The organism is Micropepsis pineolensis, assembly GCF_055392125.1.
This window is the reverse complement of record NZ_AP042408.1, coordinates 586,468-600,669: the sequence shown is the minus strand read 5'-3', so window position 1 is coordinate 600,669 and position 14,202 is coordinate 586,468. Positions and strand designations below refer to the sequence as shown.

At 58.6% G+C, this 14,202-nt stretch carries 11 protein-coding genes, 1 tRNA gene and 1 pseudogene; 7 read left to right on the top strand and 6 right to left on the bottom strand.

The window, feature by feature from the left end; all coding sequences use genetic code 11:
• Nucleotides 1-37: 37 nt before the first annotated feature.
• Nucleotides 38-1,174, top strand: a complete 1,137-nt coding sequence (locus ACZ5RI_RS02815) for a glycosyltransferase (protein ID WP_464514591.1) — start codon at nucleotides 38-40, stop codon at nucleotides 1,172-1,174.
• Entirely contained in the window at nucleotides 1,129-2,658 is a 1,530-nt protein-coding gene (locus tag ACZ5RI_RS02810; RefSeq protein WP_464514590.1) for an ArnT family glycosyltransferase, read from the top strand. Before ACZ5RI_RS02815 ends, ACZ5RI_RS02810 begins: the two co-directional genes overlap by 46 nt.
• On the opposite strand, the gene ACZ5RI_RS02805 is transcribed toward ACZ5RI_RS02810, so the two are convergent.
• Nucleotides 2,659-3,795: a VIT1/CCC1 transporter family protein gene (locus ACZ5RI_RS02805; protein WP_464514589.1), complete on the bottom strand. Its 1,137-nt coding sequence runs from the start codon at nucleotides 3,793-3,795 to the stop codon at nucleotides 2,659-2,661. It lies immediately after the preceding gene.
• Between the two features lie 162 nt (nucleotides 3,796-3,957).
• On the opposite strand from ACZ5RI_RS02805, the gene acuI reads away from it, so the two are divergent.
• Complete coding sequence (gene acuI / locus ACZ5RI_RS02800) at nucleotides 3,958-4,950, top strand: acrylyl-CoA reductase (NADPH) (RefSeq protein ID WP_464514588.1); 993 nt, start codon at nucleotides 3,958-3,960, stop codon at nucleotides 4,948-4,950.
• A 58-nt stretch (nucleotides 4,951-5,008) separates the two neighbouring features.
• On the opposite strand, the gene ACZ5RI_RS02795 is transcribed toward acuI, so the two are convergent.
• Nucleotides 5,009-5,085, bottom strand: a tRNA-Ile gene (locus ACZ5RI_RS02795).
• A 116-nt stretch (nucleotides 5,086-5,201) separates the two neighbouring features.
• Here ACZ5RI_RS02795 and ACZ5RI_RS02790 point away from each other — a divergent pair.
• On the top strand, nucleotides 5,202-5,912 hold the full coding sequence (locus tag ACZ5RI_RS02790; protein WP_464514586.1) for an SIMPL domain-containing protein: 711 nt from the start codon (nucleotides 5,202-5,204) through the stop codon (nucleotides 5,910-5,912).
• A 52-nt stretch (nucleotides 5,913-5,964) separates the two neighbouring features.
• Here ACZ5RI_RS02790 and pepF read toward each other — a convergent pair whose 3' ends face one another.
• Nucleotides 5,965-7,908 carry an oligoendopeptidase F gene (gene pepF, locus ACZ5RI_RS02785; RefSeq protein WP_464514585.1) on the bottom strand — a complete coding sequence of 648 codons (1,944 nt, stop codon included), beginning with the start codon at nucleotides 7,906-7,908 and terminating at the stop codon, nucleotides 5,965-5,967.
• A gap of 184 nt (nucleotides 7,909-8,092) precedes the next feature.
• On the opposite strand from pepF, the gene ACZ5RI_RS02780 reads away from it, so the two are divergent.
• Nucleotides 8,093-8,605, top strand: a complete 513-nt coding sequence (locus tag ACZ5RI_RS02780; RefSeq protein WP_464514584.1) for a thioredoxin family protein — start codon at nucleotides 8,093-8,095, stop codon at nucleotides 8,603-8,605.
• 41 nt (nucleotides 8,606-8,646) lie between these two features.
• Here ACZ5RI_RS02780 and ACZ5RI_RS02775 read toward each other — a convergent pair whose 3' ends face one another.
• Together ACZ5RI_RS02775 and gloB are read right to left on the bottom strand one after the other, a co-directional pair.
• Nucleotides 8,647-9,129, bottom strand: coding sequence for a hypothetical protein (locus ACZ5RI_RS02775; RefSeq protein ID WP_464514583.1), 483 nt, complete (start codon nucleotides 9,127-9,129; stop codon nucleotides 8,647-8,649).
• 264 nt (nucleotides 9,130-9,393) lie between these two features.
• Complete coding sequence (gene gloB, locus ACZ5RI_RS02770) at nucleotides 9,394-10,143, bottom strand: hydroxyacylglutathione hydrolase (protein ID WP_464514582.1); 750 nt, start codon at nucleotides 10,141-10,143, stop codon at nucleotides 9,394-9,396.
• 378 nt (nucleotides 10,144-10,521) lie between these two features.
• On the opposite strand from gloB, the gene fbaA reads away from it, so the two are divergent.
• The gene (gene fbaA, locus ACZ5RI_RS02765) at nucleotides 10,522-11,604 is read left to right on the top strand and encodes a class II fructose-bisphosphate aldolase (protein WP_464514581.1); all 1,083 of its coding nucleotides are present in this window, start codon (nucleotides 10,522-10,524) and stop codon (nucleotides 11,602-11,604) included.
• Nucleotides 11,605-11,744: 140 nt separating this feature from the next.
• A pseudogene (locus ACZ5RI_RS02760) lies at nucleotides 11,745-12,927 on the top strand (multidrug effflux MFS transporter).
• On the opposite strand, the gene ACZ5RI_RS02755 reads toward ACZ5RI_RS02760, so the two are convergent.
• On the bottom strand, nucleotides 12,928-14,187 hold the full coding sequence (locus ACZ5RI_RS02755; protein WP_464514580.1) for a PQQ-dependent sugar dehydrogenase: 1,260 nt from the start codon (nucleotides 14,185-14,187) through the stop codon (nucleotides 12,928-12,930).
• Nucleotides 14,188-14,202 lie beyond the last annotated feature (15 nt).

Here is a 14,202-nt window from a genome sequence, read left to right as displayed (position 1 = left end):
TTGCGCGCACCAAGCGCGCTGAAAATCAGGGTATTCCATGACGACATCATCTTCCGAGCAAAATCGGGACGCCAGCGCGCTGGCGACGCCCAACCGAACAACGCTCTCCATCGTTATTCCGACCTATAAAGAGCGCGGCAACGTGGCTGAACTGGTCAAGCGTCTCGACATCGCACTTGCCGGCATTGCCTGGGAAGCCATTTTCGTCGACGACAATTCACCCGATGGCACCGCCGATGCGGTCAAGGAAATTTCCAAGCGGGATCTGCGCGTGCGCTGTCTGCGCCGCGTCGGTCGGCGTGGTCTGGCCGGGGCCTGCATTGAAGGCATGCTGTCTTCCAGCGCCGACTATGTTGCGGTCATGGACGCGGATCTGCAGCATGACGAAACCATCCTGCCCCAGATGCTGACCAAGCTGCAAAAAGACGAATGCGATCTGGTGGAAGCTACCCGCTATGTCGCCGGCGGCAGCGCTGACTCGTTCAGCGGCGGTCGCGGCCAGATCAGCAAGCTGGCCACCCACATGGCGCAGCGCGCGCTTGGCATCAAACTCAGCGATCCGATGAGCGGCTTCTTCATGCTGCGCCGTGATACGCTGGATGAAATCGCCCCGCGGCTGTCGCCGGTCGGCTTCAAGATCCTGCTCGACATCGCCACCGCCGGTAAAGACCTGCGCGTCGGCCAGGTTGCCTATGCCTTCCGTGAACGCTTCGACGGCGCCAGCAAGTTCAACATACAGGTCGGGCTCGAATTCATCGGCCTTCTGATGTCAAAGATGTCGCGCGGGCTGGTCGATCCGCGCTTTATCTTCTTCGCCATCGTCGGGGCCACAGGCATTGTCGTCAATATGGCGGTACTCAACTTCGCCATTTTCGCCCTGCATGACGGCTTCACGCTGTCCAAAGCGATTGCGACGGCAGCTTCGATGGTGAGCAACTTCCTGCTCAACAACAGCCTGACCTATCGCGATAAACGCCTGCGCGGCATCCATATGGTAACCGGCTTTATCGGCTTCTGCATCTTTGGCGCCATTGGTGCGATTACCGATGTCGGCATGGCCTCGCAGCTTTATGCCAACCATGAAGTGTGGTGGGTGGCGGGGCTGGCCGGTGCGGTGATGAGCGTGCTATGGAATTACGCCATGAGCAGCATGTTTATCTGGCGCACGCGATGATCTTTTCGGCCGACAAACGTCTGGTGGCAGCCCTGGCGGCGATTTTCGCCCTCAGGTTGGCTGCGGGCGGGCTTTTGCCATTGTCGGCCGATGAAGCCTATTACTGGGTATGGTCGCAGCACCTGGCCCCGGGCTATTTCGACCATCCGCCCATGGTCGCCTGGCTGATTCGCTTTGGCACCTTGCTGTTTGGCGATAGCGCCTTTGGTGTGCGCTTCGGCGGGATTGTCCTTTCCTTTGCGGCCACCTGGTTCGTCTGGCAAAGCGCCACGCTGCTGTCTGATGCCGCCCCGCGCGAGCGCCACGGCGCGCTGGCGGCCCTTTTGTTCAACCTCACCCTGATGATCGGGGTCGAAACTTTGGCGGCAACGCCGGATTCGCCCTCGATCTTCACCGCGTCGGTCTTTCTGTGGGCCTTGGCCCGCTTTTCCCGCAGCCATGACGGCCGCTGGTGGCTGGCCGCCGGGGCTGCGGCGGGCCTGGGGCTGCTGTCGAAATATACCGCGCTGTTTCTGGGGGCTGGCGCGCTGGCCTGGCTGGTGTTCAGCCGCCCGGTACGCCCGGCGCTACGCACCATCTGGCCCTATCTGGGCGGCCTGATCGCGCTGGCGATTTTCCTGCCCAATATCTGGTGGAACGCCCAGCATCACTGGGCCACCTTCAATTTCCAGTTCGGCCGGGTTGATCGCGGCGACCTCACCTTGCGTTATGTGCTCGATTTCTGGGGCGCGCAGCTGGTGCTGGCCACCCCCTTCCTTTTGGCGCTGGGCTGCTTCGGCATTGCCGCCGCGGCCCGCCAGCCGCTGTCGCGCTGCTTTCTGATCGCCGCCCTGATCCTGCCGGCGACGGTCTATTTCATTGTCCATTCCCTACATGCCCGGGTCGAGGGTAACTGGCCCTGCTTCCTGTACCCCGCACTGGCCATTGCCGCCGCCGAGGCGCTGCGCAGCCATGGCACAGACCGCTGGCATGTGCGTGAATGGACCGGACGGCTGACCATTCCGGTGGCCGCGATGATGCTGATTGCCGCCTATACCCAGGCGCTGATGGGCATTATTCCGATGGGGCGACAAGACCCGCTGGCCCGGCTGCTGGCCGTTGGCCTGCCCGAAGTCACCGAACAGATTGAAACCTTGCGGGTTCAGAATAAGGCCGGGGCCATTCTGACCACCGACTATGCCACCACGGGGTGGCTGGCCTTTTATATGCCGGTCAAAAGCCCGGTCGTGCTGGTGGGCGAAACCTTCCGCTTCCCCGACGCGCCGATGCTTTCGGCCGAAACCACGCGCCAGCCAATGCTCTATGTGACCGAGTTGCGCCACGATAAACGCGATGCCGTGTTGGCCCATTTCGCCAATGTGAAAGAAATCGCCCGCATTGACCGCAAGCGGGGCAGTGTGGTGATTGCCCATTACGTCGTCTATCGCGCCAGCTGGCCCTATGGCGAAAGTGTCGGCCGCGTGGCCTACGCCCCCACACCCTGATTAACCGGCGATCGACACCCCGGCCAACGCACCCACCCCATAGGTGATGGCCGCCGCCAGCAAACCGATGGCAATCTGGCGACAGGCGGAAAACAGCGCCGTGCGACCGGTGAACAGCGAGGTTCCCACCCCGATGGCTGCCAGCCCCAGCATGCTTAAAACAAGGCTGCCCATCGCCGCCCGACCGCCCGACAGGAAAAAGAATGGCAGCACCGGCAGGATCGCCCCACCGGCGAACAGGCAAAAGGACCAGCCCGCTGCCGCCCAGGGCGAGCCGCCCAGTTCGGTAGGATCAAGCCCCAATTCCTCGCGCAGCAGGGTATCAAGCGCGGTATCCTCGTTGGCCATCAGCTTGGTGGCCAGCGCATTGGCATCAGCCTCGCTGAGGCCCTTGGCCTGATAGATCAGCGCCAGCTCCTCACGCTCCTCATCGGGGGACTGTTGAAGTTCCTCGGCCTCTTTGGCGGCCTGATTGCTGTACAGCTCGCGGGCGCTGTTAACCGACAGCCATTCGCCCATCGCCATCGAACAGGCCCCGGCCACCAACCCGGCGAGCCCCGTCAGCAGCACCACCCGTTCGGATCCGGCGGCGGCCGTTACCCCGCCAAAAATCCCCATCACCAGACTGAGGTTGGAGACCAGCCCATCATTGGCCCCCAGCACGGCAGCGCGTAAGGCATTACCGCCCATGCCGCGGTGCTTACCTTCCATACTGGCAATGGTACTGCCGGTCTGGCCCGGTGACATCTCGGTCAGCGCATCCATGACACGGGCGTGGCTGCGTTCGGCTGCCGGCAAGCCAGCGGCCACCGCATCGGGCTGGCTGTCGTAACCGGTGCCGCCGCTCTTTTCGAGCGCGTTGACCGTGGGCAGCACAAAGCCGGGGCCAAAGCGGCGGGCAAGCCCGGCCAGCAGGCGGGCGCGCAAACCCGGCTGCACATTGGCCGAAAGGTTGAGCGCCGTCAGCTTATCGCGCCACAATCCGGCATGCTGTTCTTCGACCGTCGCCAGCTTGCGATAGACATCACTTTTCTGCGGATCTTTTTCGGCCACAGCCAGAGCACGGTAAAGATGCGCGCTGTCAATCTCATCCTGCAGGTTGCTGCGAAACCGCGCGGCTTCCATATTGGTACCCATGGCAAAATATCCCCTTTTCCCCGACCGCAATATCCGGCAGGAAATGGTAAACCCGCCGCACGCAATACGACACTGTACATCGGCCGGATATGCAGACAATGCTCGACCACAGTCTCACAGCCCGCACGCACAAAACACCGCAATCATCAGGGACACTATCGGATGTTCAAAGCCCTTCTTATCGAAAAGACCGACACGCAGCAGAGTGTCACACAAAAAGCGATCGAGTTTTCTCCGCTCGGCGAAGGTGATGTCGCCGTCGATGTCGCCTGGTCGACGCTGAACTATAAGGACGCGCTGGCCATCACGGCCCGCGCCCCGGTGGTGCGCAGCTTTCCCATGGTGCCGGGCATCGATTTTGCCGGGGTCGTCACTGAAAGCCGCCATCCGGCCTATAAGCCGGGCGACAAGGTTATTCTGAATGGCTGGGGCGTTGGCGAAAAGCATTGGGGCGGGCTCGCCCAGCGTGCTCAGGTCAAGGGTGACTGGCTGGTACCGCTGCCGGATGGACTTACCCTGCGTCAGGCGATGGCGATCGGCACAGCGGGCTATACCGCAATGCTGTGCGTGATGGCGCTGGAAAAAGCAGGGCTGACACCCGATCAGGGTGACGTGGTGGTGACCGGGGCCAGCGGCGGGGTCGGCAGTGTCGCGGTCGCCTTGCTGGCAGGCAAAGGCTATGCGGTGACCGCGGTGACCGGGCGGCCCGAAGAAGCCGATTATCTGAAAAGTCTGGGGGCGACCACCATCCTCGAACGGGCAGAACTCACCCAAAAGGCCCGCCCGCTTAATAAAGAGCGCTGGGCTGGCGCGGTGGATGTGGCAGGCGGGCCGATGCTGGCAAACCTGATTTCGATGATGCAATACCATGGCGTGGTGGCGGCCTGTGGCTTGGCCAGCAGCATGGATCTGCCGACCAATGTCGCCCCGTTCATTCTGCGCGGTGTTACGCTGATCGGTGTGGACAGTGTGATGTGCCCCGGACCGGAGCGCCGGGCGGCATGGCAGCGGCTGGCCAGCGACATTGATCCGCAGAAACTCGACGCAATGGTGACCGAAATCGCTTTCGACAAAGTTGTCGAGACCGCACTGCAGTTTCTAGAAGGCAAGGTGCGCGGGCGGATCGTGGTGCCGGTGTCACCGGAACTGGGCTGAGCAGACAGAAGGGTCCGGCTTTGAGGCGCATTCCGCTTACAAAGCCGGACCGGATGTCTGGTGGGCCCGGCAGGACTCGAACCTGCGACCAGACCGTTATGAGCGGCCAGCTCTAACCAACTGAGCTACAGGCCCCAAGAGGTAGACTCTTGGCCCCCTTCATAGCCGAAAATTTGCAAAATGCCACAGCGGAGATGCCCACAGAACGCAATCTGCGGTATATTTTGTATGGATTGGGGAGGAGATTCCGCATGAGACCAACATACAAAATGGCCGTTCTGACCACATGTCTGTCGTTTGCCTTGTTCCTTGGAATAGGAACCACAGCTGTCGCGGGCGAATCCCGCACCATCACTATGACAGGTACAGGCACGGTCAGTGCACCACCAAATCGGGTCAAAGTTACCGCCAGCGTGGAGTGCGACGGGAAAACTGCCGCCGCGGCGCTGGAGAAAAATGCGCAGATAATGAGCTCCGTTCGATCCATTGCCGACGAGCTCGGAAAGGGCGCAAGGACAGTCTCAACTAGCGAATTCACTTTGGTGCCTGTCCGCTACAACCAAGGCATTGATGGGCCAATTATTGGATACAGGGTTACGAATTCTGTTTCCGTTACCTCTACTGATACAACCCAAACCGGCACCGTAATTGATGCGCTGGTAAAGGCCGGGGCAAATCGAATTGATGAGATTGCCTTTCAATTTACCGGGGGGCAGGCATTACAGACCCGAGCACGCAACCAGGCTGTAAAAGACGCAACCGAAAAAGCTGTAACCTATGCAAAAGCAGCGGGCGTTTCTCTGGGCCCAATACAAAACATCCGCGAAGGTCAGGACAACGAACCCAACATCGAAGGATTAGCAGCGGACTTCGTTGTTGGCACGGACCGCCATGGCACAAAAATATCATCTGCCAATCCGCAAGTAGAAGTCACCGTCACGATCACCTGGGCCATCCAATAAGAAACGCTCGGGAGAACCGGGCGTTTTTACACGTATAACCAGATTGGCCTGCTTACCGTGTTTCCAGTCGGTTCGCCTTGTTCGGGGCTGCCGTGTTGTGATCGGGCGGTGACAATTCGTCGATCTGGTCCATCAGCCGGTTCATGCGGGCGATCAGCGCCTTGTAGGGGCCCTCGGTCGCCATATCCAACCCGGCTTTCTTATAGAGATCATACGGATAATCGGAACCACCCGCCTTCAGCATGGTGATGAAACGATCCCGTGCGCCGGGCTCACCCTTCTCGATCGCTTCCGCAAAAGCTGCGGCACCTGCCATCGAGGTGGCATACTGATAGACATAGAAGCCGTAATAGAAGTGCGGAATGAAGGCCCATTCGATGCAATAGGTCGGGTCGATACGGCTGACCGTACCATCGCCGTAATAATGCTTGAGCACGCCGCAATACATATCGGTCAGCCGTTTGCCCGATAATGCGCCGCCCTTCTCGACCTCCTCATGGATGGCCAGCTGAAACTCGCCGAACATGGTCTGGCGGAAGAAGGTGGTGCGGATCAGCTCCAGCCCCTCGCCGAGATAGAACAGCTTTTCCGCACGCGTTTTAGCATGGGCAACCATGTAATCGTTGAGCAGCATCTCGTTGGTGATCGAAGCCGTCTCGGCGGTAAAGGTCGAATAATTCGATGTCTCGTAAGGCTGGGCGTCATGGGTCAGCATGGTGTGCACGGCGTGGCCCCATTCGTGCACCAGCGTCGACAGCGAGTCGTAATCATCGGTGTGATTGAGCAGCAGATAGGGATGCACATCATAGGCCGAGCCGTTCATATAGGCCCCCGATGCCTTGCCCGGTTTCGGCGCGGCATTCATCCAGCTGCCATTAAAGCCCTGCTGCAGATGCGCGGTATATTCCGGCCCATAGGGTCGGGTCACCTCAAGGGCGATTTTCTTGGACTCCGCAACGGTGAATTTGGGCTGATTTTCGAGCGCAAACATCGACGGATACATATCGTAATAGGCCAGATCGCCGTCGATACCCAAAAGCCGTTTGCGCAGTTTGAGATAGCGGTGGAAGGTCGGCAGATTGATGTTGGCCTCGCGCACCAGACGGCGATAGACCGCTTCGGGCATGGCGTCGGGGAACAGGGCATCCGACAGCACATCAGGGAATTTGCGCACCTTGGCGTCAAACTCCTCGGCCAGCACCTGGGTGTTGAGCATGGCACCGAACGTGCCTTCGTATTTGCCCCAGGCGCCCCAGAAGGTATCGAACACCTTCTTGCGATCTTCGCGGTTATGGGCCTGACGCAGCTGGGCATAGGCCGACTGATCGAGCCGCTCGATTTTGGTGCCATCCGATAACGTCACCGACGGGAACGGCAAATCGCCATTGGCCAGCTGGCTATAGATATTATCGGGCTGGGCCAGCACATTGCTCGCCGCAGCGAGTACCGCTTCACTTTCATCGCTTAAGGTGTGCGGTTTGGCGCGCAGGATGTTTTCCAGCATGAAACCAAAATGCTTTTTCAGTTCCGGCGAGGCCGCCTCGAAGGCATGAACCTTGTCCGGGCCAAGAGCCAGAACTTCCGGCGTGATCCACGCGGTCATTTCGCCAAAGCGCGCCGACAGGCTTTGGGCCAGCTGAGCCCGCTCCTGCCCGGTCGATACACGGACATCCTCGTCTTTCTTCAGCGAGGCATAGACAAACAACCGGTCGAGATCCTTGCGGGTATCACTGATGGCGCTAAGCGCCTTCAGCATTGTCGTGGCCGAACCACCCAGCGTGCCCTTATAGCGCCCAAGCTTTTCGACCCGGGCTTTTAAATCCGTATGCGCCGTATTCCAGCTATCCACCGACGGATAAAGGTCAGTCAAATCCCACATTGTTTTGCGTGTCTCCGTTGGCGGCTGATCGATTGATGTTTGGCCAAAAGCCGGTGAAAACGTTCCCCCCAGAACCAAAGGCAGAACCCATGCCATAGACCAGGTTGTTCGTTTCATCCCTTGCCCCCTGATAACACCCTTCAACGCAAAGCAGTACCTGCGTTTGCCACACACCATGGCGAGCTTTGCTTTGGCCCCGACATGCCTTGCGTTGGAAAAAAAAATTCCCGTATGATGCGCCTAAGATAGGTTGCCTTCCCCTTTGGGTAAACACCGGATTTGGAAGGGTTAAAGGAGACAGATGATGAAATCAGCCCTGTTCACCGGCCTGGCCGCCGCAATGTGCTTACTTGGTGCGGCGATGGCCGCTCCCGCCCCGCAATTGAAGCTGACGAACCTGGCCGAGCTGCCCATGGTCGAACGCACCCCCTATGACGTCAATGCCAACGCGCAAAAGGATGTCGATGCCGCCTTTGCCCGCGCCCGCAAAAGCCATAAGCGGGTGCTGATCGACATGGGGGGCAACTGGTGCCCCGATTGTCTGATCCTGGCCAATCTGATGCGTCTGCCGGAAATGCAGCGCTTTATAGATGCGCATTTCGAGGTGGTTGCGGTGGATATCGGCCGCTTCGACAAGAACCAAGACATTCCCGCCCGTTTTGGCATCAAAGGCCGCCTGCCGGGTGTGCCGGCGGTGGTGATTGCCGAGCCGGATGGCACCTTTGTCAATCCGGGCAAGATTTCGGCACTGTCTGATGCCCGTCACATGTCAGCACAGTCCATTGCCGACTGGCTGGCCAGCTGGGCAAAATAAGTCTGGATGATGAAAAGGCTCTGGCCTTAACCGGCCAGAGCTTAATATGCCACCGCACGGCCGGCCACCGACAGGCCAGCCAAAGCCTCTTCCTGGCACGCACCAAGCCAGGCCATTGCATCCTTGCGACGTAAGAATGTTTTGTGTGCCGCCTTCGGAAACACCACACTGGTCACCTTAACAATCGGCACAAAGGCGTTGTCGCGCACGATATAGGCGATGTGGACCGGCGCAATCCGCCGCCAGTCGAGCCGGTTGCGCAAATCAAATAACAGCTCCCATTCCACCACGCCGGTATAGCGGGTGATATCAGCCACCACCAACAGCGGCCCCACCAGCTGACCGCTGGCTTCGACTTCGTTGAAAGCTTCAATGAACAGACTGGGCTCGGGTTCGCCTTCGGCCACAATGTCGAGCCAGCCCGGTTCGATCTGCATCCAGAACTGCTGCCCCGGCGTGCCGCGGCAGGTAACGAAACCACTTTGGAGTGCAGCCAAAGACCCGGCCTGAAAACAGTCCATCACACAAAACCCATCATGCCAGCGCCTTTTGCGCTGCCGGCGAACATTCTTGTACCAACTGACGGTGGCAGGCTTCCCCCTGCGACATTACTGTCCCATATGCATTACAAGAACGCCACTCCATTACACGTGTAAAATAACATTCCCGTCAACTTACGAGTTCTGATATCGGTGGGAATTATGCCTATGGTTGTGCGCAAACCCCACACGCCCAGTAGTCGCCGACTACATCCGTCCAGCGTGGTTTTTAAACGGGTAAAAAAAGCCCTAGAAAAGGTCCTTGCGGGTACGAATTTCAGCAAAAACCGCCTCGTCTGGCGCATCGGCCATACCCAGCGTGGCGCGTAGGGCGGACGAATCAGTGCGCATAAAAGGATTTGTGTCCTTTTCCACCCGGAGGGTAAAACCCGGCCCGACTTTTCCGTCTTCAGCGGCCTGCAGACGGGCCTGCAAAGCGCGATTATCCGGCTCCAGCGGAGCGGCGAAACGGGCATCGGCCAGGGTATATTCATGGCCGGGATAAATTTGCGTATTATCCGGCAGGGCGGCGATCTTGTTGAAGCTTGCCAGCATAGTGGCGGCATCGCCCTCAAACAGCCGGCCACAGCCCATGGCGAACAGGGTATCGCCGGTAAACAGCGCGCCGCCAAACAAATAGCAGATCGATCCCGAGGTATGGCCGGGGGTCTCGATCACACCAATGGCATGATCAAACAGATCAATCCCCTCGCCACCGCGCAGGGCAACATCCATGCCGGGTATCCGGCCCAGATCACGCGCCGGGCCACACACTGTTGCGTTAAACTGTTTCTTCAGAGCCAGATTCCCACCGCAATGGTCATTATGGTGGTGGGTGTTGAAGATGAAATCGAGCATCAGCCCTTTGCGCGTGATGGCAGCAGCAACCGTTTCGGCATCGGCCGGATCAATGGCAGCACAGCGCCCGCTGGCGGTATCACAAATCAGATAGGTGTAATTGGTCTCAAAAAGGGAAATATACTCAATTCTAAACGGCATTTCGGCACTCCGGTCCATTTTCCGTGAAGCAGGGTCGTCAAAGCAGCGCTGTCAAAACGAGGCACCCCGTTCAACCCGCACTGAGGTGCGAGTATGCCGCAGAAAGTCTTGCCTTTGTCTAACCAGTTGGCATTTTTCGTCAAACTGGAGGTCTGACCATATTAACCGCATGGGTTTATGGACGGCAGCTTTAAGAAAAAATCAGTCCTGTCATCAGGTTACCCTGTAGAGCCGGGGGGCGCGGCGATATTTCCGCGCCAGGCGGCATTAAGGCAAATTCCTGCCCGCAAAAGTATGCTAGGGAGCGGTAAAAGTGGCCTTTTGACAGAGAGAAGGGCCAAGGCTAAGACGAACCCAGCGTGTAAAGGAGAAATAAGCGTGAGCGGAACGAAATTACGCCCCGGCGTTGTCACCGGTGAAGAATACTTAAAGCTTCTGGACGCCTGCAAAACGGGCGGTTATGCCCTGCCGGCGGTCAACGTTACCGGCACCAACAGCCTGAACGCTGTGCTGGAAACTGCTGCCAAAGCCAAGTCCGACATCGTTGTGCAGATGTCGAATGGCGGTGCCCGCTTCTATGCTGGCGAAGGCGCCCCCGATGCGATGCGCGCCCGCGTTCTCGGCTCGACCTCGATCGCCCGTCACGTCCAGCTGCTGGCCGAAGAATATGGCATCTGCGTTGTGATGCACACCGACCATTGCAATCGTAAGCTGCTGCCGTGGGTCGAAGGTCTGATCAAGGTCAGCCAGGAAGAATTCAAGAAAACCGGCAAGCCGCTGTTCTCGTCGCACATGGTCGATCTGTCCTCGGAATCGCTGAAGGATAACGTCGGCACCTGCGGCGAACTGCTCAAAGAGATGGCCCCGATGGGCATGAGCCTGGAAATCGAGCTCGGCGTCACCGGCGGTGAAGAAGACGGCATCGGTGCCGAGCTGGAAGAGGGCGATGTCGGCAATCCGAAGCTCTACACCCAGCCGGAAGACGTGCTCTATGCCTATGACGAGCTGAGCAAGCTGGGCCACTTCACCGTGGCGGCGAGCTTCGGCAACGTCCATGGCGTTTATGCCCCGGGCAATGTCAAGCTGAAGCCGATCATCCTGAAGAATTCGCAGGAGCTGATTGCCAAGGAACGCAAGCTGGGTGCCAAGCCCCTCAGCCTGGTCTTCCACGGTGGTTCGGGTTCGCCCAAGGAACAGATCGCCGAAGCCGTCAGCTATGGCGTGTTCAAGATGAACATCGATACCGACATGCAGTTCGCCTTCGCCAATGCGGTGGCGGCGGAAGTCGATGCCAACCCGAAGGCCTTCAAGTATCAGGTCGATCCGGAAACCCACGCGCCGTACAAGAAGCTCTACGATCCGCGTACCTGGCTGCGCGCCGGTGAAAAGGGCATGATCACCCGTCTGGAAGAAGCCATGCACGATCTGGGCTCCTACGGCCGCTCGGTCTCGTCGCTTTAATATTTACGGTCATAACAGACCGATACATGTGGGGCCGCAATTTGGCCCTCATCACGCAATAATTTCCCTGCCTGGGCGCCCCAGGCAGGGATTTTTTATGAAATGGCACTTTATAGTCAGGCCCACACGAGAATATCCGCATGCTGAATAAAAACTCCGTTGGCTTCATTTTTCTTCTGGCCGCACTGGTGGCGATCCCGCCGCTGTCGACCGATGTCGGCTTGCCAGCTTTTGGTGCCACCGCCGCGAGTTTTCATGTTCCGACCGCCTCGGTCGCGCTCACGTTAAGCTTCTTCATGCTGGGTTTTGCCGTCGGCCCGCTATTTTATGGCCCGGCATCAGAACGCTATGGCCGCAAACCGGTCCTGCTGGGCGGGCTAATACTGTATTTTCTGACCAGCATTCTGTGCACGCTGACGCCCTCGTTCCTGATTTTATTGTTCAGCCGGTTGCTGCAGGGCTTTGCCGCTTCGGCGGGCAGCGTGCTGGCGGTCGCCTGCATTCGCGATTTATTCGAAGGCGATGCCGCACGACGCAGACTTTCCTACACCATGATGATCAACGGGCTGATGCCTCTGACCGCACCGACCATTGGCGCCGTCATTCTGGCGCAGTATTTATGGTCTGATGGTGCTAAGTGGCTTGTTGCTGATGGCCGGGGTGTTCTTTGGTCAACCGGAATCACTACGCCGTAAAAACCCCAATGCGCTGAAACCTTCGGGCCTGATTGCCGGATACAAGGCGGTCCTCGGGCACCCGGTCAGTTTTCGGGCCTCGCTGATCAACGCCATGAGCTTTGGCACCATGTTCGCCTTCATCTCGGGCTCGCCCATTTTATTCATGCAGGTGCTGCATCTGCCTGCGGCGCAGTTTGCGCTCTATTTTGCTATCCCGGTGGTGGGCACGATTGCCGGAACCTTCGGCGGCAACCTGATGCAACGACGCAGCATCACCTCTGAACAAATCCTGACCTTCGCCCTGATCCTGATGACCGGCGCAACGCTGATATTGCTGCTGCTAAACGTTTTGCACATCTATTCGGTTGTGCTGATCATTGCGCTGATCTGGCTTTCCAATTGTGCCATGGGTATGATCGGCCCCTGCGCTTCCTATGCGGCCGTGCAATATCTGCCGCAACTTGCCGGGCAGGCTTCCGCCATTTTGTCGAGCACGCAGATGGTCATCGGCGCGCTGTCTTCAACGCTGGTGGCGATTTTATTTTCCTGGATCGGACCATCGGCCATGGCGGCGGAAATGTTCGGCTTTGCTGCGCTGGCGGCCATTCTTTTCTTCACCCGCCCCAACGCACCGGAGCACGCCTGATTACCGCTTGCCTCTGCCGACATACCGCACACGCCACACCGCCTTGCTGGCATCATCGGCGATCAGCAAACTGCCATCGCTGTCGACCAGCAACCCGGCCGGACGGGCATAGACATTGGCCGGAGAGGTCCCGGAAACCCAGAAGCCGGTGACGAAGTTTTCGTATCCCGGCAAAGGCCTGCCGTTTTTGAATTTAATCCGAACGATCTTATACCCGGTGGGATGGGCGCTATCCCACGAGCCGTGCAGCGCGACCAGCGCATCACCCCGATAGTCTTTGGGGAATTGTTTGCCGTCATAAAACACCAACCCCAATGGTGCCGAATGGGACTGGAACAGAACATCCGGCATTTTGGCTTTCGCCACCAGATCCGGTCGTTTGTCGCCAAAATCGGGATCGGGATGCGGGCCGATATAGGCATACGGGTAGCCGTAAAAATCTTCCTTCTGGATGCGGGTGAAATAATCCGGCACCAAACCATCGCCCAGACCATCGCGTTCGTTGACCGTGACATAGAGATCGTTCGTACCCGGATAAAATCCCAGACCGACCACATTGCGCAGACCATAGGCGAAGCGGTGCAGATGCCCGACGCCGTCCACCGTTTGGACAGTGGCACGCAATGGCGGGTCTACACCGACATTACTGGCGCTACCGATGGCCAGATACAATGTGCCATCGGGCCCAAAAACAATGTCACGCGTCCAGTGATTACCCAGGGGACCGAAATCATCGACCGTCACGCGGTGGCGTGCCCCGGCGAACAAGGCGCCATCGTGATAATCGACCCGCCACACCGCCTTGGTATCGCCGACATAAAGTGCACCGTTATGAAAGGCCAAACCATGCGGCCGCGCAAAACCGCCCGCAAAGGGATAGCGCTTGCCACCGCGCAGCAGCGTGATCTTACCGGAATAATGTTCGGCCAGAAACACATCGCCATTGGGGGCCAGCGCCATCCAGCGCGGATTAATCAGCCCCGTCACATAAGGCTCGATTACAAAACCTTTGGGCACCCTGGGGTGCACGCCTTTGGGCTGGGGCACAATATGGCAGGTATTATCGACACCCGGCGTAGCAAACGGCTTGGGCATGTCCTGCCCACGAACCAGGAAATGCTGGCCGGGCCGCTCATCCGGCCCGACCGGTGGATTGGGGTGTGCTGGCGCATCCGCCATAACACCCACAGTTAACACAGTAAGACTGAGCGCCAGTACAGACAGGCAGGAAATAAGGACACAATTCTGTTTTTTGGACATGAATGCTATTTCCCT